The organism is Mesorhizobium sp. ArgA1 (assembly GCF_053714375.1).
Genome location: NZ_JBSKBQ010000003.1, coordinates 36,247 through 56,770 on the forward strand (window position 1 = coordinate 36,247; position 20,524 = coordinate 56,770).

Annotated in this window: 21 protein-coding genes; 10 read left to right on the top strand and 11 right to left on the bottom strand. The window is 61.6% G+C overall.

The genetic code is table 11. The annotated features are described in order from the left end of the window. Positions 1–39: 39 nt before the first annotated feature. On the top strand, positions 40–1,566 hold the full coding sequence (locus tag ACWGTI_RS09910) for a sensor histidine kinase (protein WP_454586953.1): 1,527 nt from the start codon (positions 40–42) through the stop codon (positions 1,564–1,566). Positions 1,567–1,579: 13 nt separating this feature from the next. Here the strand turns inward: ACWGTI_RS09910 and ACWGTI_RS09915 are convergent, their stop codons facing one another. Then, positions 1,580–2,578, bottom strand: a complete 999-nt coding sequence (locus ACWGTI_RS09915; RefSeq protein WP_454586954.1) for a nicotinate-nucleotide--dimethylbenzimidazole phosphoribosyltransferase — start codon at positions 2,576–2,578, stop codon at positions 1,580–1,582. A 198-nt stretch (positions 2,579–2,776) separates the two neighbouring features. Here ACWGTI_RS09915 and ACWGTI_RS09920 point away from each other — a divergent pair, with 198 nt between their 5' ends. Beyond that, the gene (locus ACWGTI_RS09920; RefSeq protein WP_454575072.1) at positions 2,777–3,010 is read left to right on the top strand and encodes a DUF1289 domain-containing protein; all 234 of its coding nucleotides are present in this window, start codon (positions 2,777–2,779) and stop codon (positions 3,008–3,010) included. Positions 3,011–3,023: 13 nt separating this feature from the next. Further along, a complete protein-coding gene (locus tag ACWGTI_RS09925) occupies positions 3,024–3,728 on the top strand; it encodes a TIGR02281 family clan AA aspartic protease (protein ID WP_454586955.1) in 705 nt (234 codons plus the stop codon). A 5-nt stretch (positions 3,729–3,733) separates the two neighbouring features. Here ACWGTI_RS09925 and dusA read toward each other — a convergent pair whose 3' ends face one another. After that, a complete protein-coding gene (gene dusA, locus ACWGTI_RS09930) occupies positions 3,734–4,765 on the bottom strand; it encodes a tRNA dihydrouridine(20/20a) synthase DusA (protein ID WP_454586956.1) in 1,032 nt (343 codons plus the stop codon). 528 nt (positions 4,766–5,293) lie between these two features. On the opposite strand from dusA, the gene ACWGTI_RS09935 reads away from it, so the two are divergent. Then, the gene (locus ACWGTI_RS09935) at positions 5,294–6,589 is read left to right on the top strand and encodes a TubC N-terminal docking domain-related protein (protein WP_454586957.1); all 1,296 of its coding nucleotides are present in this window, start codon (positions 5,294–5,296) and stop codon (positions 6,587–6,589) included. 403 nt (positions 6,590–6,992) lie between these two features. Here ACWGTI_RS09935 and ACWGTI_RS09940 read toward each other — a convergent pair whose 3' ends face one another. Next, positions 6,993–7,202, bottom strand: coding sequence for a hypothetical protein (locus ACWGTI_RS09940; RefSeq protein ID WP_454575068.1), 210 nt, complete (start codon positions 7,200–7,202; stop codon positions 6,993–6,995). Positions 7,203–7,436: 234 nt separating this feature from the next. Here ACWGTI_RS09940 and ACWGTI_RS09945 point away from each other — a divergent pair, with 234 nt between their 5' ends. Together ACWGTI_RS09945 and ACWGTI_RS09950 are read left to right on the top strand one after the other, a co-directional pair. Next, the gene (locus ACWGTI_RS09945) at positions 7,437–7,700 is read left to right on the top strand and encodes a hypothetical protein (protein WP_454586958.1); all 264 of its coding nucleotides are present in this window, start codon (positions 7,437–7,439) and stop codon (positions 7,698–7,700) included. 26 nt (positions 7,701–7,726) lie between these two features. Then, positions 7,727–8,632, top strand: coding sequence for a LysR family transcriptional regulator (locus ACWGTI_RS09950; protein WP_454586959.1), 906 nt, complete (start codon positions 7,727–7,729; stop codon positions 8,630–8,632). On the opposite strand, the gene ACWGTI_RS09955 is transcribed toward ACWGTI_RS09950, so the two are convergent. From ACWGTI_RS09955 to ACWGTI_RS09970, 4 genes are all read right to left on the bottom strand, one after another. Further along, the gene (locus tag ACWGTI_RS09955; RefSeq protein WP_454586960.1) at positions 8,616–9,320 is read right to left on the bottom strand and encodes a peroxiredoxin-like family protein; all 705 of its coding nucleotides are present in this window, start codon (positions 9,318–9,320) and stop codon (positions 8,616–8,618) included. The two genes, ACWGTI_RS09950 and ACWGTI_RS09955, sit on opposite strands and share 17 nt — an antisense overlap. Positions 9,321–9,673: 353 nt before the next feature. Next, complete coding sequence (locus ACWGTI_RS09960) at positions 9,674–11,068, bottom strand: NAD(P)/FAD-dependent oxidoreductase (protein WP_454586961.1); 1,395 nt, start codon at positions 11,066–11,068, stop codon at positions 9,674–9,676. 42 nt (positions 11,069–11,110) lie between these two features. Further along, positions 11,111–12,268 carry a patatin-like phospholipase family protein gene (locus ACWGTI_RS09965; protein ID WP_454586962.1) on the bottom strand — a complete coding sequence of 386 codons (1,158 nt, stop codon included), beginning with the start codon at positions 12,266–12,268 and terminating at the stop codon, positions 11,111–11,113. 23 nt (positions 12,269–12,291) lie between these two features. Next, a complete protein-coding gene (locus tag ACWGTI_RS09970; RefSeq protein ID WP_454586963.1) occupies positions 12,292–13,074 on the bottom strand; it encodes a 3-hydroxybutyrate dehydrogenase in 783 nt (260 codons plus the stop codon). A 278-nt stretch (positions 13,075–13,352) separates the two neighbouring features. On the opposite strand from ACWGTI_RS09970, the gene ACWGTI_RS09975 reads away from it, so the two are divergent. Then, complete coding sequence (locus ACWGTI_RS09975) at positions 13,353–14,264, top strand: LysR family transcriptional regulator (protein WP_454586964.1); 912 nt, start codon at positions 13,353–13,355, stop codon at positions 14,262–14,264. 61 nt (positions 14,265–14,325) lie between these two features. Here ACWGTI_RS09975 and ACWGTI_RS09980 read toward each other — a convergent pair whose 3' ends face one another. From ACWGTI_RS09980 to ACWGTI_RS09995, 4 genes are all read right to left on the bottom strand, one after another. After that, entirely contained in the window at positions 14,326–14,790 is a 465-nt protein-coding gene (locus ACWGTI_RS09980; RefSeq protein WP_454575061.1) for a DUF302 domain-containing protein, read from the bottom strand. A 43-nt stretch (positions 14,791–14,833) separates the two neighbouring features. Continuing rightward, complete coding sequence (locus tag ACWGTI_RS09985) at positions 14,834–16,033, bottom strand: MFS transporter (protein WP_454586965.1); 1,200 nt, start codon at positions 16,031–16,033, stop codon at positions 14,834–14,836. A gap of 91 nt (positions 16,034–16,124) precedes the next feature. Further along, the gene (locus tag ACWGTI_RS09990; protein WP_454586966.1) at positions 16,125–16,607 is read right to left on the bottom strand and encodes a cupin domain-containing protein; all 483 of its coding nucleotides are present in this window, start codon (positions 16,605–16,607) and stop codon (positions 16,125–16,127) included. Positions 16,608–16,802: 195 nt separating this feature from the next. After that, positions 16,803–17,717 carry a LysR family transcriptional regulator gene (locus ACWGTI_RS09995; protein ID WP_454586967.1) on the bottom strand — a complete coding sequence of 305 codons (915 nt, stop codon included), beginning with the start codon at positions 17,715–17,717 and terminating at the stop codon, positions 16,803–16,805. Positions 17,718–18,094: 377 nt separating this feature from the next. On the opposite strand from ACWGTI_RS09995, the gene ACWGTI_RS10000 reads away from it, so the two are divergent. The 3 genes from ACWGTI_RS10000 to bufB all read left to right on the top strand — a co-directional run bounded on the left by ACWGTI_RS10000 (position 18,095) and on the right by bufB (position 20,514). Beyond that, entirely contained in the window at positions 18,095–18,943 is an 849-nt protein-coding gene (locus ACWGTI_RS10000) for a patatin-like phospholipase family protein (RefSeq protein ID WP_454586968.1), read from the top strand. 230 nt (positions 18,944–19,173) lie between these two features. Further along, positions 19,174–19,443 carry a BufA1 family periplasmic bufferin-type metallophore gene (locus ACWGTI_RS10005; RefSeq protein WP_378916685.1) on the top strand — a complete coding sequence of 90 codons (270 nt, stop codon included), beginning with the start codon at positions 19,174–19,176 and terminating at the stop codon, positions 19,441–19,443. Between the two features lie 42 nt (positions 19,444–19,485). Then, entirely contained in the window at positions 19,486–20,514 is a 1,029-nt protein-coding gene (gene bufB / locus ACWGTI_RS10010; protein ID WP_454586969.1) for an MNIO family bufferin maturase, read from the top strand. Positions 20,515–20,524: the final 10 nt, after the last annotated feature.

The window sequence follows — 20,524 nt, forward strand, 5'->3', positions numbered from 1 at the left end:
AACGAATTAAGATCGCTGCGCGCATAAATTGAAGTTTCCATGCCTCTGCTACGCTCGAACACAGCGGATAAATTCATTGTGGACCGCAGGAAACCGCACCGCAACAGCGATGTGGCGCGCGCGGTGCGCAAGACTCGCGACCGTCTTTCGCAACAGGTCGGCAATCTCGACTTCGACCGCGAGCTCCTGAGGCTGCATGCGCGCGCCATGATGGGACGTGCGACCGTCATTCCGCTTCTGGTGCTGGTGATCGCGGCGAGCGGGCTGCTGGCGGGCATGGACAAGCAGATCAGCATCTGGGCGCTGTTCACGCTGATCTGCTATTCGATCGTTGCCTTCATGGCGCGGCGCGTCGAACGCACCGAAGCGGCCGAACTCGACCCTTTAGTGACACGCCGGGTTTTTCTGATCGGCCATTCGCTGTGCGGCCTCGGCTGGGCCTGGTTCGCCTGGCTCGGCTGTGCCGCCTGCCAGATCGATTATTTCCCGGTGATCAAGGCGATGGTGCTGCTGCTGGCAATGGCCGCGACCGCCATTACGGCGTCGTCCTTGCGCGGCTCGCTGCTCGCCACCTTCGTCATTCCGGTGGCGGTCTATGCCTATGCCGAATCAAAACTGTGGATGTCGGTCGAGACGATGATGGTCGCACTGCTGGTCGCGGCGCTGCCGTTCTTCGCCTACATCGCGCGCCATCTCAACCAATCGTCGCTGATGTTGTTGTCGTTCCGCTCCGAAACTGACGCGCTGCTCGCCGAGGTGGAGACAGCGAAATCGATGTCGGACGAAGCCCGTCGGCGGGCCGAAGACGCCAATCTGGCGAAGTCGCGCTTTCTTGCCTCGATGAGCCATGAGTTGAGAACCCCGCTCAACGCCATTCTCGGTTTTTCGGAAGTGATGGCCAATGAGGTGCTGGGGCCGATGAGCAACCCCACCTATCGCGACTACGCCCGCGACGTACACGATTCCGGCCAGCATCTGCTCGACCTGATCAACGAAATCCTCGACCTGTCGCGCATCGAGGCCGGCCGCTACCAGCTCAACGAGGAGCCGGTGATGCTGCTCAACATCGCCGAAGATTGCTGCCACATGATGGAGCTGAAGGCGCGCAACAAGGACATCCGCATGGTCCAGGATTTTGAAACCGCCTTGCCGCGCCTTTTTGCCGACGAACGCGCGGTGCGTCAGATCATCCTCAACCTTCTGTCCAACGCCATCAAATTCACCGCCACCGGCGGCGAAGTTCGTGTGCGCGTCGGCTGGACGGCGGGCGGCGGCCAATACATTTCGGTCAAGGACAACGGGCCGGGCATTCCGGAAGACGAAATCCCGATCGTGCTGTCAGCCTTCGGCCAGGGCTCGATCGCCATCAAGAGCGCCGAACAGGGCACCGGGCTCGGGCTGCCGATTGTCCAGGGCCTGCTCGCCATGCATGGCGGTGAATTCGAACTTCAGTCCAAATTGCGTGAAGGCACAGAGGCGATCGCCATCTTCCCGCTCAGCCGGGTGATGGAGGAATTGCCGGCCCTGCCGACCAATACGGTGGCTGCGGCGGCGCGGCGGCGCTGATCGCCGGAGTCGCTTAGCCTTTGACCGCTGCGGCCATGCCCGAACTGGTAAGCGCGGCGGCCTTGACCAGGCCGGCGGCCAGCGCTGCCCCCACCCCCTCGCCGTGGCTGACGCCGAGATCGAACAGCGGATTGAGGCCGAGCCGCTCGGCGGCGCGCCTTTGGCCGGGCTCCGGCGACAGGCTGGCCAGCAGACAATGGTCGAGCGCAGTGGAATTGGCTGCGTGCAGCACAGCGGCGGCGGCGGTCGCGGCAAAGCCGTCGAGCAGCACCGGCATCTTCTGCATCCGGGCAGCGATTATGGCGCCGGCGATGGCAGCGAACTCACGGCCACCCACGCGTCGCAGTGCCTCCAGCGGGTCCTTGAGAGCAGCGCCGTGGAAGGCAAGGGCTGCATCGACCACTCCCGCCTTGCGCGCCTGCATGGCCGCGTCTGCACCCGATCCCGGACCGACCCAGTCGGCGCCGCTGCCGCCGAACAGGGCCGCGCACAAGGCTGCCGCGACGGTGGAGTTGCCGACGCCGAGATCGCCAAGGCAGATCAGGTCGGCGCCGCCGGCGATGGCTTCCATGCCGAAGGCCATGGTGGCGGCGCAGCCGCGCTCATCGAGGGCCGCGTCCTCGGTGATATCGGCGGTCGCAATGTGCAGCGCCAGGTCGAACACCTTGAGGCCGAGGTCGTTGGCGATGCAAACCTGGTTGATCGCAGCACCACCGGCGGCGCAAAGCTCGACACCATTGGCCGTCGCCGCGACAGCGCGCGGCGAAATGCCGTGACGGGTGACGCCATGGTTGCCGGCGAAGATCGCCACCAGCGGCCGGTTCACCGCCGGCGGCGCGCGCCCGCTCCAGGCGGCAAGCCAGGCCGCGATGTCCTCGATGCGGCCGAGCGAGCCCGCCGGCTTGTCAGCCTTGGCAAACAGCGTGCGCACGCGCGCTTCGGGCGTCTCGTCAGCCGGCGGCAGGTTCGCCAGCAGATCGCGGAAATCGTCAAAAGGCAGTGCGCTGGTCATGGCGTCGGTGCTCGTCCGATGAATTGCCAAGCGGCATAGCCGCCTTGCGCGGGTGGCACAACCACCAAGCCGCAACACTGGGCCGTGCCGCAAAAGCAGCTGCCGGCGGCGAAATCCGGAGGGCTTGCATTGGCTTTGCCGTTGCACCATGTGGAAGCGAGGCAAGGGATCTCCAAAGAGAATCCCCAAGAGAACATCATGACGGCCATCGAATCCCCGTGCATCCTGGTCTGTTCGATCGACATGAAAACCGGCTTCTGTTTCGGTTGCGGCCGCACGCGCGATGAAATCGGCGCCTGGTTGGGCATGACGCCGGAAACCCGTCGCGACGTCATGGCTGAATTGCCGGCCCGGCTGGAAACGGTCGAGCGCCGGCCGCGCCGGGAAACACGCCGCACCCGCATGGCGCGCGAGCGCGACGTCCTCTCGTGAAACGGCAGCCCCAATGAACCGACTGTTCTGGATCGTGATGGCGGCAATCGGCATCGGGCTGGTGCTGCTGATGGTCAACAATGACGCCGGCAGCACGTTCGGCATCGAGAACTTCGATTTCAGCCGGCTAGTCTGGCTGGGGGCGATCGGCGTGCTGGTCAGCGCCGGCCTCATCCGATCCGGCAGGCCGCTCGGCGCCATGGCCCGCAATCTCGGCACGTGGGCCGTGATCGTGCTGGCGCTCGTCGCCGGCTACCAGTACCGCTACGAGTTGCAGGATTTCGCCAGCCGGGTGACGGCCGGCCTCGTTCCCGGCAGCCCGCTGGCGCTGGGCGTTGAGGACGGCCATGCGACCGTGACCCTGGACAAGGCCGACAGCGGCCATTTCGAAGCCCGCATCACCATTAACGGTGCGCCGATCCGAACCGTGGTCGACACCGGCGCGACCAGCACGGTGCTGACGGCCGAAGACGCGCAAGCCGCCGGCTTCAACCCGGCAGCATTGAGCTTCACCGTCCCGGTCTCGACCGCCAACGGCATGGCGCGCGCGGCGTCGGTGCGCACCGACGAACTGGCGATCGGTGGCATCGTACGCAAGAACATGCAGGTCATGGTCGCAGCCCCTGGCACGCTCAGCCAGAGCCTGCTCGGCATGAATTTTATAGGCTCGCTGTCGGGTTTCGACGTGCGCGGCGACCGGATGATTTTGCGCGACTGAACCGCTCAAGCGGCCTTTTCAACACGGTCGAAATCGACGGCAGCGAACGCTGCCTTCAGCACATCCGGTCCCGCACCGGGTTTCGTTGCGTCGGTCGACAGAATCTGCCGGAAGCGGCGCGCGCCAGGCAGGCCGTGGAACAGCCCAACCATGTGGCGGGTGACGTGGCCGAGCCGGCCGCCCTGCGCGATATGGCGCGCGGCATAGTCGGCCATCGTATCAATCAGCGCGGCAAAATCGAATGCGCCGGGTTCATTCCCATAAAACGCTGCATCGACGCCCGCCAGAATGCCCGGCGTGTGGTAGGCGGCGCGGCCAAGCATGGCGCCATCGACATGGTCGAGGTGACGGGCAGCCTCATCGAGCGATTGAATACCGCCATTGATGCCGATGAATTTATTCGGTTTTCCCGCTTTGAGACGATAGACCCTGTCATAGTCGAGCGGCGGGATATCGCGATTTTCCTTCGGGCTCAGCCCCTCCAGCCAGGCTTTGCGCGCGTGCACCCAGAGCGCGTCGGCGCCAGCCGCGAACACGCCGTCGGTCAGCGCGTTGAGCGCGGGCTCGGGATCCTGCTCGTCAACGCCGATGCGGCATTTTACGGTCACCGGGATCTTTACCGCGGCCTTCATCGCCGCAACACAGTCGGCGACGAGGTCAGGCACCTTCATCAGGCAGGCGCCGAACGTGCCCGACTGGACGCGGTCCGACGGGCAGCCGACATTGAGGTTGATCTCGTCATAACCGAACGCCTCGCCGATGCGCGCCGCCTCGGCCAGTTTCTGCGGATCGGAGCCGCCGAGCTGGAGCGCGACCGGATGTTCGGTCTCGTCAAAGCCAAGCAGCCGCTCACGCGCACCATGGATGACAGCATCTGCCACCACCATCTCGGTATAAAGCAGCGCCCGGCGCGTCAGCTGGCGATGGAAGAACCGGCAATGCCGGTCCGTCCAGTCCATCATGGGCGCGACGGACATGACGCGAGCCCTTGCGTTCTGGGCTTTTCCGTAGAGTTCTGTGGGTTTGAGGGCTTCCATATGTTGTAACTTGTTGTACCGCATTGTTGCCTTTTTCAGGCTTTGTTGTAGTGGATACAACATTGTTGTAGGCGACGTCACCCAAAGTCTTTACGTCTTGGGTGGCGGCCTTGAATGTTTTCGGGTCATTCAACTCGGCTTCACGTTGGCGGAGCCAGGCTTTTGCAGTCTTGTGATCTCGGAAGGTCCGGTTCTCGCGGATCGTCTTCCCGTCGCTCTTTCTGGCGATCTGGCAAAGATTGGAAGGTTTCCCGTCACGGCGCGTTCTGGCTCATCGAGCCAAATATGGCGGTAACTGGGCACAAACCAAAAGCCGCCATTAGGTGCGCTGGTCGGGTAGGCTCTCGGTCCCGATCGCGATTCGGTTGCATCCCTCGGGGCGCCCGCCCTCGGGAGCCCCGAGGTGGTCCCTCCAAAGGGTAGCGTGCGGATCCGGGGTAGCCCGTCTGCCCGATTGCCCCGGCCGTGCTGCCACCGCACAATATTCCGCCGGAATACGCCGGACAGGCAGGGCCTCGGTGGTCGATGATGGACGCCAGCACGCTTCTTTCGGATCTGCGCAGCCGGAAGGTGAACCTATGGGTCGAAGATTCCCGGCTTAAGTGCAATGCTCCCGTGGGGGCCATCGACGCGGAATTGAAATCGGCGCTCGTCGCCCGCAAAGCCGAGTTGATTGCCCTTCTGCAGGCCGAACTCGAACCGTCCGCAAGTCCCACCCTGCCGACGGTTTGCCGCGATATTCCCGCACCGGTCCCGGTGGCGCGCGAGCGCATGGCCCAGTTCGTCATGGTATTGCGCAGTCGCGGCTTCGATCTCGCCAACTGCGCCGGACGGCTGGGTGTCTTCCCCCGCCTGGGCGTGAATTTCTGGGCTGCGATGCGACCCGGTTGGTCCCCCCGTGCCGACGATCCGGTCGACAACCTCGTTTCGCTTTTCATCGACGGCCAGCCGGTCGACGCGGACCTTCTCGCCAGACAGGTCTCATCGAGCTTCATCGACACGGCGCTCGACATGCGGCTGATCGAGCGCGCAAACGGCCTCCTGCAGGCGAACGTGTGTCTGTTCCCATGCTACGGTAGCTACATCGTGACCGACCATGCGGCCAAGAATACCGCGATCAACCAGATCATGTGGCTGTGGGGCGAGAGCTTCATGCTCGGCGGCCTGGTCAAGCGAAGTCGGCGGCGGCGCGCCATCGACCTGGGAACGGGATCCGGTATTCACGCGCTGCTGGCGGCGGACCACTGCGCGTCGGTGGTCGGCGCAGACGTCAATCCGCGCGCCGTCGAATTCGCCACGTTCAATGCACTGCTCAACGGAAAGCGCAACGCTCAATTCGTCTTGAGCGACCTCCTCGATTCGATCGACGGGACCTGCGATCTGCTGCTGGCCAATCCGCCCTACGCCCCCGACGCAGCGGCCAGGGCGGGAGACAATTTCTGGAGCGGCGGCCTCAACGGCACCGACCTTTTGCGGCGGATCGTCGAATCGCTGCCCGCCAGGTTGGATCCCGACGGGACGGCCCATCTGATCGCGCTCTATCCGAATCCGCCAGCAACCAGGATCAGAGATCATTTCGACATGTGGCTCGGCGGCAGGATGGCCGACTGGGACGTGCTGGACCATACCTGGCCGGTGCCGACCTACGACGACTTGTTCTCCGTGCAGCCCTACCAGGGCGACAAGAGCGCATGGCGTTTCGGCGTCGTCAGCCTGCGTCGGTCCGCGTCTGGAAACGGCTGGTGGAAAGAGGTCTCCGGCCAAGGCATGTTCTTCGCGCCGGACGGGCGCTGCGACCTCGTCGCCGATCACGACGCCCACTGACCTCCGCGCGATCCGCGGAGAAAGGTCTCCGGCGCCGCTTGAAGGCGTCCGTCCGGATCGATAGATCACTTCCGCAAGAGCCGCGTACTTCAGCCTGAAAACGTCGGCTCGAAACGCGGGAAGCTTTCATCTGCGAGCCGCTTTCGCCGGTCCAAGGCCGCAGCCCTCGATATGCTGCAGAGGCATCTTGGGACGTCCAGCACCGCCACCGTCGATCGCGAACGGCTCATTCGCTTGGTCGTAATCGAGCCGCCCAAGGTGCCGGACCAATGACTCCCGATATCGACATCGGCTTTTAGGAACCGCTGCACGCGGCCAGCTCTCCTTGCAGCGAAGGTGCCGGAGGTTTTCGGCCAGAGAAACGAAGCCCGCGAACGGGCCCCGTCGCAGGCATAAGATATGCTTAGCCCTTCTTCATTGCTTTCATGGCCATATCCATGTGCATCATGCAATCGTCCGCCTTGTTAGCCTTCATAGCGTCCTTGGCCATTTCCATCTCTTTCATTGCCGCTTCCTTCTGCGGCTTCATTGCTTCGCCGGTCATCGCGTCCATGTCAGCCTGCATCTTCATCATCGACGCATCGTCGCATTTCATCATGGCATCGTCAGCCATCGCCGGCAGAGCACCGACAGCGGAAAGAACGATGGCTGCGCATAGCGATTTCAACATAGTGTTCTCCTACCTTTTTCGCGGGGAAGAATTTCCCCGTTATCAAGGTTCGGCGGAACGGAGGTGTCGTTACACGTCTCTAGTCAGATTTTTTTGTTTTTGCCGGGAACTTTGCTGCTGCTGCGTTCAGGGCCATCCGATTGTGCAGAAAGTTGACGCCGCCAGGGGACGCGCGGTTTGAACGTCGAGATTCAAACCGGATACAATATCGCCAGCAAATGCTCGCTTGGTGTCGGCCCCTTGCGCCTGGGACGTGACGAGCCGGATTTGCATGAGAACATCGGCGCAAATCATGGCGACGCACGTTCGAAATTGACTTGCGCCTCGGAACAATCCAGATTCCAGACAAGCCTCGACCCCAATAGTACACACTTGTTAAGCTTCCTTTGCCGCAAGCCTTCCATTGCATTAGTCTGCGAACATGTCGTAGTTCATGATTGATCGTTTCGCTGAGGGGGCGAAAACTCATGGAGATGCAGCAGGTCCGCTATTTTCTGGCCCTGTCCAACACGCTTAATTTCACCAGAGCAGCGGAAGAGTGCAATGTCACGCAGCCGGCCCTGACGCGTGCCATCAAGACCCTGGAAGACGAGTTGGGTGGGGAGCTGCTTCGGCGCGAGCGCCAGCATTCCCATCTGACCGAGCTTGGCCGGCGCATGCTGCCCCTGCTGCAACAATGTTACGATGCTGCAACCTCCGCGAAATCTCTTGCCAAGGCAGTGCAAAGCAGCGACGTCGCTCCACTCAACGTCACCATTTCCAACAGCATCAACATAGCGCTGCTGGTTTCACCCTTCACCGAGCTTTTCCGAGCCTACCCTGGAGTGCATCTCAAGATCAGTCGCGGTTCGCCGACCGCTGTCATCGAAGCCCTCAAGAATGGCGAGGTCGAACTGGCGGTTGCCGGCCCGCTGGGACAGGCGTGGGATCGGCTCGACGCATGGCCGCTTTTCCAGGAAGGGATCGAACTCGTCGTGAACTCCGATCACCCTCTTGCCCGCCGAAACGAGGCGGACGTCGCGCTAAGCCAGTTGGCCGCGGAGCCCGTGCTCAGTCGGATCGACTGGGAAACGAGCGAAGATCTGTCGCGCGGTCTCTCGGCCAGAGGAATTTCGCCTCGCAGCGCACATGAGGTTGAAACCGATCAGGACCTGTTGGCGCTGCTGGAAGCCAATGCGGGCGTTGGCTTTGTCTCCACGACTGCACCCCGCTCGCCCAACGTCCGCCGACTCAAACTGCGTGATCTGGATGTTTCGCGGATCGTCGCCGTATATGCGGTCGCCGGCCGACATCGCTCACAGGTGGCCATGACGCTCCTCAACCTCCTGCGATCGACCGACTGGTCGACATTTGGCGTTAGCGAGCCCGCCTGAGTGCGGCGATCAAGTCGTCGATGTCCATTCGCCGACGGTAATCGGGATCGACGAACCGATCTGTGATGATGCCATCAGTTCCGACAACGAAGGTAGCCGGGATCGGCAGGAACCAGCTGTTGTTGCCCTGATAGTTCGGCAGATCGAGGCCAAGGCCCATCAACCGCTCCATCTCGGCTCCAACCCAAATCGCGAGGTTGAGGGACAAGGCGTAGCCATTGTCCATATCGGTCAGGAAAGGAAATTGCGCACCAACCGATGCCTTCATCGCCTTTGCGAATTTGCGCCGCTCCGGCATGATCACCACGACCTGGCCGCCCAGTGTCGCAATCTCCTGTTGGGCCTCGACGATGCCGATCGCATTCAAGCGGCAATAGGGACACCAATGTCCGCGCTGAAAGGTTATGACGGCCGGCCCGTGAGCAAGGATTTCAGACAGACTCACGAGCCTGCCCTCGTCGTCAGGCAGCAGGAATACGGGCATGACATCGCCGGGAGCGGGAGCACTTGCCCCGGCCCCCTGCTCCCGGAGGCGCGCTACCAGCCGGTCAACCGCGTCAGCGAAATCCGAATTCAGTCGGCGAACTGCACTCGCGATCACCGCCAGCCGCTCGTTGAGAGGAGCATCGAGTTCTATGGCAGCCTGAACGGACTGTTCAAATGTCATTGGCTGTTCGTCGGCGGCCATGTCTGGACTTTCACAATTTGCATACAGCCTATCATTGAAGCCCCGTGAGCACGGCCATGCTTTTCCTGCATGGAGTCGATGCCTTGCGTGCATCGAAGCTGCGGAGGTTCATCTTCTGTTCGATATCTTGAGACGAATCGTTACAGCATATTCGTGATATCTGAAGCGAAGGTCGAAAAGCCCGCAGACCACTTGTCGGCCCATTGTGCCTTTTGGCCGTTCGACCTCTTGAAACGTGAGCCGCCGCGACGAGGACTCTCTTCGGAAAGCATCCGCCATTCATCCCGCAAGGTTGCGCGTCTCTATCATCGCTATCGACAGCCCAGGAGTACATATGCTCGGCCTTCCGCGACTCAATGCAGTTTGACTCGCGGCCTGGCGCGGCGTGACAGGAAGCCGATTGCCGTGTCCAGCACCGTCTTGAAGGTCCCGTGCACCGCCTTGAGATGCATCTTGTAGAGCGACCGATACATCAGCCGGGCAAGCAGACCCTCGACCTTCAGTCCGCCGATCAGGCTGCCGAAAGAGCCGTAATCCGCCAGTGAAACGAGAGAACCGTAATCGCGGTAACGGAACGTCGGCGCCGCCTGCCCTTTGAGGCGTGCCGCGATCACCTTGACCATATGATCGGCCTGCTGATGGGCCGTCTGGGCGCGCGGCGGCAAGGGGCCTTCGCCGCCGGGCAATACACAACTCGCGCAGTCGCCGATCGCAAACACATTTTCGTCTCCCTTCGCCCGCAGCGTCTCATCCACGACCAAGCGGTTGATGCGATCTGTATCGAGGCCATCGAGCCCTTTCAGAAAATCCGGCGCCTTGATCCCGGCGGACCACACGACGAGTTCGGCCGGAACGAACAGCTTCTCGTCAAGCCTGACACCGGCTTCTGTCACTTCGGTGACCTTGATGCCGCATCGGATCTGAACGCCCAGATCTACAAGCCGGTGCGCAGAAGAGCGCGCAAGGTGTTCCGGCAAAGCCGGCAGGATGCGCGGTCCCGCTTCGACGATGGTGATGCGGATCAGCCTCTCGAAATCGATGTCGTCGAGATTGTGCGAGGCGATTTCCCGCATCGACTTGTGCAACTCGGCGGCCAGTTCAACGCCGGTGGCTCCGGCACCGACGATGACGCAGTGGAGCTGACCTGGTGACAGTTGCTCGTATTGCGCATTGGCACGCAGGCACGCGTCGATCATGCGCCTGTTGAAGCGGGCGGCCTGACCGGCGGTATCGAGCGCGATGGCATGACGCGCCGCCCCCGGCGTGCCGAAATCGTTGCTGACGCTGCCCACGGCCAGCACCAGCGTGTCGTAGCCCAGCACGCGTGGCGGAATGATCTGTCTGCCATCGTCGTCGAAGCTCGGCGCCACAAAGACTTGGCGCTTGGCGCGGTCGATGCCGACGACTTCGCCGATCCGGTAGCGATAGTGGTGTGTGCTGGCATGTGCGATGTATTCCACCGCATCGTTCGACGGGTTCAACGTGCCCGAGGCCACCTCGTGCAGAAGCGGCTTCCAGATATGTGTGCGGTTGCGATCGACAAGCGTTACGGAAAGCCGTCGCTTGCCGAATTTGCTGCCAAGCCGCGTTGCCAACTCGAGTCCGCCAGCGCCGCCGCCGACGATGACCACGCGGTGCCGAGTGCTGTCCGCGTGCGATGGCGTCTCCGCTATCGTGCGGAAAAGCGCGGCATTGTTGGCAAGCACAGCTTCCGGAACCAGCCGCATTCCTGGAGCGATGATCTGCATCAATATTCTCCGTCTTTCTTCTCGGCGCCGCGATCGAACCGATCACTCTTGCGATTCGTGGATGACGATGCCCTGCAGCATGTCGACGTCGCATTCCCACGGCTTCTCCGAGAGGACGCGCTGGCCGTGCTCGTAGCCGGCCTGCCAGCGCGTGCGGATGCCGACGCGGGTGAAGTCGATGTCCTTTGTGTGGTCCTCGCCGTCCAGGCGTGGCGAAAGCAGCCGCACAAGGTGCATGACCGACGGGCAGCCGTAGGAAGCAAGTTCCTTGAACATCGGATCCTCACGCCGCTCCTCGGGAACCAGCTTTCCCATTTCACGCACGACATGCCGCAGGCGATGCAGTTGCTCTTGTCTCGCAACATGGCTCCGGCCACGGCTGGCGTATTGAAGGTCTTTCTGCCGGCCCATGACCTGCCAGATCGATTTGGGCTCGGTGGCGCGAGGCTGCCACATGTTGACGGCAAAGATCAGCGAGTCGCGCCGCGGACGCGCGTCGAGCACGACCTCGATGGGCGTGTTCGAATAGATGCCGCCGTCCCAGTAAGGCTCGCCGTCGATACAGATCGCCGGAAACGCCGGCGGCAAGGCGCCTGACGCCATGATGTGCGCCGCCGACAAGGTCATCTCTCGAGTGTCGAAGTATTTGAGTTCACTGGTGTTGACGTTGACTGCGCCGACCGTCAGGCGGGTATGGCGCCGGTTGAGATAGTCGAAGTCGATCAGGTCATTCAGCGTCCTCTTGAGCGGATCGGTCGTGTAGTAGGAGGCGTTCTCGACGCCCACTTCGCGGTTCACTCCAAACATGGCGCCTGGATTCGGCTCGAAGAATCCCGGTATGCCCCGCATCACGGTGCCCATATTGGCGAAGACATTGCTTGGCACCATCATTCGGAAAAACTCATCGAGAGGGCTGATACGGCTGACGCCTTCCCAGAATTCCTGAAGCCTCGCCAGCCGAACCGTTGGATCGTTTCCGGCAATCAACGCCGCGTTGATGGCGCCGATCGAGGTGCCGATGACCCAATCCGGCTCTATTCCGCCTTCGACGAGCGCCTGGTAGACACCGGCCTGGTAGGCACCCAGAGCGCCGCCGCCTTGCAGCACCAACACCGTTTGCCGCTTAACGGCAGCATCGGCCGGATGGGCGACCTCCGGCAAAGGGTCGGCGATCGGAGGGTTTCGGGTGATCTTGTTCATGGTCTTTTCTCCTCGCTGCCGGTTCAATGAGCGGTCCAGCCGCCTTCGATCGGGATAATGGCGCCGGTGATCGAGGCCGCATCGGTCGAGGCCAGGAACAGGCAGAGGGCCGCGACCTCGGCCACGGTCACGAACTGCTTGGTCGGCTGCGCCGCCAGGAGCACATCCTTGATCACTTGTTCTTCTGTGATCCCCCGGGCCTTGGCCGTATCCGGTATCTGCTTTTCGACCAGCGGTGTGAGCACGTATCCCGGGCAAACCGCATTGACGGTGATGCCCTGTTCGGCGACCTCCAGCGCAACCGTCTTGGTCAGACCGGCAACGCCGTGCTTGGAAGCGACATAGGCGGATTTATACGGCGAGGCGACAAGGGCGTGGGCCGACGCAACATTGATGATGCGGCCCCATTTGCGTTCTTTCATGGCCTGCAGCGCGCGCCGGATCGTGTAGAAGGACGACATCAGATCGATCGCCACGACTGCTTCGAATTTCTCGATCGGAAAGTCATCGATCGGCGCGACATGCTGGATGCCGGCATTGTTGACGAGGATGTCGACCGCGCCGAACTCGGCGATTGCCTTGTCCATCATCGCGGTGATCGCGCTGCCCTTGCTCATGTCCGCACCGTCGTAGCGAACAGTCACCCCATGGTCCGCGGCAAGCTTTGCCCGCAGCAACTCAATCTCGCCGGGATCGCCGAACCCGTTCAGAACGATGTTGCAGCCCTTCGCGGCGAAGGCTTCGGCAATGCCTTGGCCGATGCCGCTGGTCGAGCCTGTAATCAGTGCCGTCTTTCCTCTGAGCATCGTTGTTTCCTTCGGTTGAAGCCGCGGCCGAAATGGCCTGCAAAAAGCTGCGTGCACGGGCCTTGACGCCCGGGTCTCGATTTCTAGGCCGAGTATGGCGGGCGGCTAGAGACAGCGGAAATGCCGTTGAGACATGGATTCGATAGCCGACGGTCGGATCGTCAACTGTTGCCTGGGACATCAATCACCAGATCGGGTTGTTTGACGTTGGGGCAACTAGTAAGATCATGCGGCAAAGCGGGTCGTGCCGCATGCCAGCCGCTGGGGGAGAGCGCGCAGTGGAGATCAGCCAGGTCAGATATTTCTTGGCCGTCGCCAAGGAACTGAATTTCACCAGGGCGGCCGAGCTGTGCAACGTTACGCAGCCGGCACTGTCACGCGCGATCAAACTGCTCGAAGACGAGTTCGGCGGCGCGCTGTTTCACCGCGAGCGACGCTTTACACATCTGACGGAACTCGGTCGCATGGTCGAGACCTATCTCGAAGGCGTTTTCGAGAACTCCCGGCAGGCAAAAGAGATCGCCGAGCAATATGTGCACCTCAAGAAAACGCCTCTCCGGGTCGGCATCATGAGCACGATAGCTCCGGATGAAATCATCGAACTCATCTCGTCCGTGCGCACGCACCATCCCGGCGTTGAGCTTCATCTATGCGATGCCGATGCACCGAGCTTGCGACGGCGGCTGCTCGGAGGCGACCTTGAGGCAGCTATTTACGCGCTGCCGTCAAAAGTGCCCGATGAGGAAGTTCACTCCCTGCCGTTGTTTCAGGAACAGATGGTGATGGCTGTTCATCTCAACCATCGCATGGCCAACCAGCGCAGCGTGCGGGTGACGGACATGAGCAATGAGACCTACATCCACCGCAACAATTGTGAATTTGCCGGTTATGCTGATGCTATTCTGGCCGACCAGGGTGTCACGGTCAGTCCCGTTTACTGGAGCGATCGTGACGATTGGACACTCGCGATGATCGCCGCCGGGCTTGGTTTCGGGTTCATGCCTGAGCATACCGCCAAGCACCCCGGAGTGGTGCCGTTGCCGATCACCGAGCCGGAATTCTGGCGCGAAGTCAATCTCGTCACGGTGCGCGGCCGCAGGCATTCGCCGGCGGTTGGCGCACTCGTGCGCGAAGCCACGCAGAAGAAGTGGTTCGGCGAGCGTGCAAAGGCGTTATCCGCCGCGCAATAGCCTCTGCGCGAAGACAGCCTTTCCCAGGCCAGGGCGACGGATCTCCGGCACCTGCCCACGCTCAGTTCTTCCTGATCGTCGAGGTCACGGACTGGATGACCTCGGTCGCCATCTTGAACTGCGGGGCGCGATCGGTGATGCCATGGCGCTTGGCGATCCAGTCGAAATCGCTATAGGCGGCGTAAACCGCGCCATCCGCAGTCTGGTAGACCAGCACGCGCACCGGCCAGTCGAGACCGGCTTCGGGATTGGATGTGATGAAGGTCGTGCCGAGCGCCGGGTTGCCGAACATCACCAGCCGCGACGGCCTGACATCGTTGCCGGCATTGTTGCCAAGCTTTGCCTGGTCGATGACGCCGAAGAACTTGATGCCCTTCTTGAGGACATCCTTCTTGATGCGGGCGACGGTTTCAGTGACGGAATAGTCGCTCTTCACCGTGACAACGCCATCAGAAGCGGCGGCCGGGATGACTGCGGCTATCAGTATGGCGGCTCCGGCAATCATGGTCTTCAGGTAGTTGGTCATGTCAGTCTCCTTTGTTGAATAGCCATTTTTTCGGTCTTGGGTGTCACGACTTTGGTTGAAGCGCGCGCGCCACTGCGATCGCGCCGGCAAGGAAGGCAGCGAGCACGGCCACGCATGCGGTCCACCCGATCCGGTCGTAAATCTGTCCGATGACGAAGCTGCCAGCGAGCCCACCCGCATAATAGGAGGCCAGGTAGATGCCGCTCGCGGCGGTGCGATCGCGCGAGGCGGTGCGGCTGACGTGCCCCGTGGCTATCGCTTGCGCCAGGAAGGTTCCCATAGCGACGAGCGCCATCCCTGCAAGGACGATCGGCAGGCTGGCCGTGAGCAACAGCAGCAGCCCGACAATCGCCATCGCAAGCGTTGCACCGATGCCGATCCTCGGGCCGAGACCGGCCGTGACACGCCCGGCGAGTGGCGTGGTCAACATCGATGGCAGGAAGACGAAATAGATCAGTCCCAATGCCATCGGCGACAGCGACAGCGGCGGGGCGACAAGCTGGAAATTCACATAAGTGAAGGTTCCAATGAAGACGAAGAGGATCAGGAAGCCGATCGCGAAACAAGCGCGCAGTTCGGCATTTTCCAGCGGGCCCTTCCAGGACGCACGAACAGATTGACCGATCGTATCGGCGCGCATCGTTGCGGAGGTCTTTTGCAACGTGAACCAGACGAGCGCCGCGCCAAATAGATTGAGGGCGGCGAAGGTCAGGAAGTTGGTGGAGATGCCGAACGTGTCGGCGACGGCGGCAGACATCAGCCGTCCGAAGAAATTGCTGGCGACATTGCCCGTTACATAGGCAGCGAGCGCACTGGTCGTCTGCCGTGCGGAGAAATGTTCTGCCAGGTAGGCCATCGTCAGAGTGAACGCGGTCGACATGCACAGGCCTTGCGCCACGCGCAAAAGGGCGAAGACGACGATGCTGTCTGTTTGCGAAAGCAGCGTCGTTGGGATGGCGAGGATGGCGAGGCTGATCCAGATGCCATTGCGGCGATCTATGCCGCGCCCGAAGAGGGCAACGGCGACACCTGCCACCGCCATACCAAATGTGCTGGCGTTGACGGCGAAGCCCATGGTTGCACGGCTGACGCCGAATTTTATCACCAGTGAGGGCAGTATTGCTTGGGTGGCGAACAGATCGACAAGCGTAAGAAATGCGATCAACGCAACAAGGCCAAAGCGCCAACTGTCGGCGGCCACCGTATGCAGCCGTGCCGTCTCTGTCTGTTCACTGGTTGTCATGACGAGGCTCCGTGGCCGGACGTCCCCAGGTAATCACCTGAGGACGCGCTTTCGGTTGCTGAGGGTGGGACTGTTCGCCGAAATGTCCGGATCACATCATGTGGTCGTCGGGCATCGCGGGCGGCAAGACGTCGGCGGAATAGAGCACGGCGGGAACCTTGCCGTTGTTCTTCCACCAATGGGCGAGCTGGCCGAACTCGGCGGTCACATCGCCAGCCGGGTGCTCGATGCCCACCTTGCAGGTGCTGCGGTATTCGGTGATCGAACCTTCGATGACGAGGATGTTGGCCGGGCGCAGATTGTGCTCATGCCACGGCACGACGCCGCCTGGCTGAACGACGAGCTTGCGAAGACGCAGCATATTGCCTTTCCAGGCCTCGCCCTTGCTGCTCAGATCGATGGCCGAGAGAACCGTGTCGACAACGCCAACCGGTTTGCTGGGATGTTCCTGAATATCGGTCGTTGCGGCTTGGCCGGCAGGGCAGTCGCCGGCGAAGGCCGGAGCAGAGGAAAATCCAGCGGTTGCCGAAAGCAGACCTGCCGCAAATGCAAGGGTGAGTTTCTTGATAGCCATCTTGTATTTCTCCTTTGTCGGTGCCCAAACGCGGGAGGCGGGGCATGACGGGGAGAGTGACCGGAGCGATCCGAAAAGAGAAATGCTGACTGGCTCTGAAATCGATACCTGAAAACTATGGTAGACCACGGCAACTGCATCAGGACCACACGCGGCAACCGCCCCCGTGTGATCCCCTAATTCTTCGATTTTGCTTCAGGCAGCGGTCTTTTGGATCGCCTGGGCGATTGCGCTCTCAGGCCAGCCATGCGCCTTGACGCTGGTTACGAAAGCCGACGCCGCAGGCGAGAACCTGCGTCCCGCAACGACAACCAGGGATACTTCCCGCCAGACCTCAGGATCAATGACGGGACGGACCTGCAACCCTGGAATCACCGCACTGAATTCGGGGATGAAGCAGATGCCCAGTCCTCCGGACACCATATTCTGGATCCAGTCCTCGCGTTCGCTGGCGTACGAGATCCTGAGCTTCACGCCCCGATCCGTGCACAGACCGGCGAGGTGATCGCGATACTCGCAATTGAGACGTCTGAGATAATTTTCGCCATCGAGTTCGGAGATGGCTACGTTGTCATTGCGGGCCAGCCGATGGCCGTTTGGAAAGGCGAGGACAAAGCGCTCGCGATAAAGCGGTGTGACGTCGAAGCGGTCCGGGAAACTGTCGCTTGACGCCATGATGGCGACGTCGATCTCGCCGGACTCCAGAAGTTGGGAGAGCGATGCCGGCACGCCCTCAACCAGTTGCAGCTGGATGCCCTGCTGCCGCCGATTGAAGTCGGTCAGCAAGCCGGTGAAGCGACGCGGGCCGATGGTGCACATGACGCCGACCTTCAGGTTGGCGTTTTCCAGGCACAGGAACCTCGATGCCTCCTGGCGCACTCCAGTCAGTTCGTCGAGGATCTGCTGAAAACGGGGGCGAAGCAGCACACCCAGGTCAGTCAGGTGGGTCAAGCTTCGTTCGCGGCGAAACAGCAGCCCTCCGACCTCTTCCTCGAGTTGCTGGATGGCGCGGGACAGAGCCGGCTGAGTGACGTTGCACTTTTCGCCTGCCCGCGTGAAGTTTCGTGTCTCGCACACGGCCAGGAAGTAGCGGATGTGGTGAATGTCCATGCCGATTTGTCCCGAGTTGCAGACGAGGCTGTTCGTGCTTCGGAGACTGCCGCAACGCTCGCTTTGGCGCCAATGCACTGCGGCTATAAAGTCGATAGCGGTCCGTCATGGCGCCCGTGGCGGTGCGCTGCGGACAGCTTGTGTTGCTGACACGCTCCTCTTTGTGCTGAAGGCCTGCCGGCGACTGTCTTGGCCTCCGTTCCAAAGCGAGATTGCGGGATTCTCGCCAGCCTGGCAAAACCTTGCGGTGCGCAAGGGATTGCAGCCAATGCAATCTCCCTATGGAGTTCATGCCACCTTGGCATTTCGCTAATGGAGGATCATGCGGCAGTGTCTCCATCAAACGCCCTGCGTGGCGTTTCGGGAGGAGACCCAAGATGCAAATCCAGGCCGCAACCGACGAAGCCTTCAGCGCTGGCGCAAGACCTGCGATGGAAGACCGCCAGCTGATCGACATTACCCTGGCAAACGACGCGCACGGCGCATTTGTCTGGGGCGTGCTCGATCGCTTGCTGGATGAACCTCGCCTTTCCTTCCGCAGCATCACCGCATCCGGTTTCGGAGGCATGGAAGCAGCGGTTCTTGCCTACGGACTGGCTTTGGGCGGCAGGCGTGGGGCAAAGACGGCGCTTACCAATTTCTGGCGGCGCGTCAGCCACGCATCGATGTCTGTGGCCGCGATCGCCAATCCATTGAAATCGATCCTGGAACAGTCGATCGACATTGCCGAGTTGCACAAAAATAGCTGCCAGTTGAAGCTCAACATCCTGGCTTCAAATGCCCGCACCGACGCCGTGACGATTTTCTCCGGCGACCAATTGTCGATCGAGGCCATCCTGGCGGGAGCGACAGTCCCATTCCTCTTCCCGGCCGTGGAAATCAACGGCGATAGGTATTGGGGCGAAGGCGACTTTTCGGCATTGCCGCCGGTGCAGCCGGTCGAGGCTGGGCATCGGCTCATCGTCAGCGGCAAACCCTCCGGCTGCATGACCCCTTGTGCGGATTACCGCCTCGCTGCAAATGCCGTGAACTCTGCATCTGTCCACATCATCTTCGACAGTCATCACAGAACAAGCGCTGCACCTTTTACCAGGCCTTGGACCGACTGGGGCGAATTGACCGAGATGCGTGACCGCGGACGGCAGCGAGCCGAGGACTGGCTTCTCGCCGACCATCCGATCTTGAGCGAAAGCTCAGTCGTCGACAGCAAAAATCGATACGTCTAGGCGCCTCCCTCCGCCTAGCCACGCCTGCTTCGCTCCGCTCACGAAGTGCAGGCGCAAAGCCCTCCGGTTCCCCGCCGGAGGGCTTTTTGCTCGTTATCCCCTCAACATAGTGACCGCGTATCAAATCCATGCCGAGACAGCATTTCAGCTTTATCACGCGTTGGACGACACTGCTTGCAGACAGGCCGCCAGGTCAGTCTTTCCTCGAAACGCAACCAGGAGAAATGACCGTGATCAACACCAAGACCCTCATCGGATCGGCCCTCGCTGCCGCCACCTCGCTTGCTGCAACTGCAGCTTATAGCGGCCCGGCCGCTCAGCCCAACTTCTCGTTCGAGAAGTGCTATGGCGTCGTCAAGGCCGGCCAGAACGACTGCCAGACCGCGACGCATTCATGCGCGGGCACCTCGACCGCCGACAACCAGCCGGACTCCTGGCTCTACGTGCCAGCTGGCAGCTGCGCCAAGATCACCGGCGGCAGCGACAAGCCGAAAGCCTGAACAGCCAGACTTCGAGCCAACCCCTAGGAATGGAGCAGACCGATGTCCCGTGCGTTTCAAGATATCGCCGTCCCCGCAACCGCGGGCATCGGTCTTCGCTCTCCTCACATCAGCGAAATGCTGAGCCGCAGGCCTTCCGCCGGCTGGCTCGAGGTGCATGCCGAGAATTATATGGGCGACGGCACCACCGTCGAGGCGCTTGAACGGCTGCGCCAGATATATCCGCTGTCGGTTCACGGTGTTGGCCTGTCTCTGGGCAGCGCACAAGGGGTGGACCGCGACCATCTGGAAAGGCTGCGCAAGGTCTGCGAGCGGTTCCAGCCTGACCTCGTTTCGGAGCATCTTGCCTGGAGCGTTGCCGACGGAGCCTATCTCAACGACCTGCTGCCGCTTCGCTACGACGAAGAGGCGCTGGCGATCGTGGCGCGCAACGTGGCGACCGTCCAGGATACGTTGAAGCGACGTGTGCTGATCGAGAACCTGTCCGCCTATGTCGCGTTTGCGGACTCGTCGATGAATGAAGCTGAATTTCTGGCTGAGCTGGTGGCGCAAACTGGCTGCGGCCTGCTTCTAGACGTCAACAATGTCCAGGTTTCGGCGCACAATCTCCAGTACGACGCAAAGACCTTCATCGACGCTTTGCCCGCCGATGCCATCGGGGAGATCCACCTTGCCGGTCACGCGACCAATGAGGTCGGCGGCGACACCGTGCTGATCGACGATCACGGCTCTCGTGTGCCGCCAGTTGTGTGGGGGCTCTATCACCATGCCATCAGCCATCTCGGGCCGCGCCCTACGCTGATCGAATGGGATACCGATGTTCCGGTTCTCGACGTGCTGCTCGGCGAGGCTATGTGGGCCGACATGCTCTCCGCTTCGATCATGTTCAGCCGCAAGCAGGCCGCAAGGCAGACCGCCCCGACCATCGTCCTGCCGGTGTCCAGCCTGCCAACTTTCGAAAGCACGCGAACCAGCATGCCTGTGCTTGCGGCATTTGCCGCCGCCAAGACGAGACCGGCCATGCCCGTCGCCTTGCCGACAATCGAAGGAGGATATCATGCTGCCGCTTGAACATCTGCAG

What these genes read in the sequence shown, in the direction of transcription:
- ACWGTI_RS10000 (WP_454586968.1), top strand. Translation starts at nt 18,095, where the DNA reads ATGCAAATCCAGGCCGCAACCGACGAAGCCTTCAGCGCTGGCGCAAGA.
- ACWGTI_RS09995 (WP_454586967.1), bottom strand. Translation starts at nt 17,717, where the DNA reads ATGGACATTCACCACATCCGCTACTTCCTGGCCGTGTGCGAGACACGA.
- ACWGTI_RS09985 (WP_454586965.1), bottom strand. Translation starts at nt 16,033, where the DNA reads ATGACAACCAGTGAACAGACAGAGACGGCACGGCTGCATACGGTGGCC.
- ACWGTI_RS09960 (WP_454586961.1), bottom strand. Translation starts at nt 11,068, where the DNA reads ATGCAGATCATCGCTCCAGGAATGCGGCTGGTTCCGGAAGCTGTGCTT.
- ACWGTI_RS09950 (WP_454586959.1), top strand. Translation starts at nt 7,727, where the DNA reads ATGGAGATGCAGCAGGTCCGCTATTTTCTGGCCCTGTCCAACACGCTT.
- ACWGTI_RS09990 (WP_454586966.1), bottom strand. Translation starts at nt 16,607, where the DNA reads ATGGCTATCAAGAAACTCACCCTTGCATTTGCGGCAGGTCTGCTTTCG.
- ACWGTI_RS09925 (WP_454586955.1), top strand. Translation starts at nt 3,024, where the DNA reads ATGAACCGACTGTTCTGGATCGTGATGGCGGCAATCGGCATCGGGCTG.
- ACWGTI_RS09915 (WP_454586954.1), bottom strand. Translation starts at nt 2,578, where the DNA reads ATGACCAGCGCACTGCCTTTTGACGATTTCCGCGATCTGCTGGCGAAC.
- ACWGTI_RS09920 (WP_454575072.1), top strand. Translation starts at nt 2,777, where the DNA reads ATGACGGCCATCGAATCCCCGTGCATCCTGGTCTGTTCGATCGACATG.
- ACWGTI_RS09935 (WP_454586957.1), top strand. Translation starts at nt 5,294, where the DNA reads ATGGACGCCAGCACGCTTCTTTCGGATCTGCGCAGCCGGAAGGTGAAC.
- ACWGTI_RS09940 (WP_454575068.1), bottom strand. Translation starts at nt 7,202, where the DNA reads ATGGCTGACGATGCCATGATGAAATGCGACGATGCGTCGATGATGAAG.
- ACWGTI_RS09955 (WP_454586960.1), bottom strand. Translation starts at nt 9,320, where the DNA reads ATGGCCGCCGACGAACAGCCAATGACATTTGAACAGTCCGTTCAGGCT.
- ACWGTI_RS09910 (WP_454586953.1), top strand. Translation starts at nt 40, where the DNA reads ATGCCTCTGCTACGCTCGAACACAGCGGATAAATTCATTGTGGACCGC.
- ACWGTI_RS09965 (WP_454586962.1), bottom strand. Translation starts at nt 12,268, where the DNA reads ATGAACAAGATCACCCGAAACCCTCCGATCGCCGACCCTTTGCCGGAG.
- ACWGTI_RS09970 (WP_454586963.1), bottom strand. Translation starts at nt 13,074, where the DNA reads ATGCTCAGAGGAAAGACGGCACTGATTACAGGCTCGACCAGCGGCATC.
- dusA (WP_454586956.1), bottom strand. Translation starts at nt 4,765, where the DNA reads ATGGAAGCCCTCAAACCCACAGAACTCTACGGAAAAGCCCAGAACGCA.
- ACWGTI_RS09980 (WP_454575061.1), bottom strand. Translation starts at nt 14,790, where the DNA reads ATGACCAACTACCTGAAGACCATGATTGCCGGAGCCGCCATACTGATA.
- bufB (WP_454586969.1), top strand. Translation starts at nt 19,486, where the DNA reads ATGTCCCGTGCGTTTCAAGATATCGCCGTCCCCGCAACCGCGGGCATC.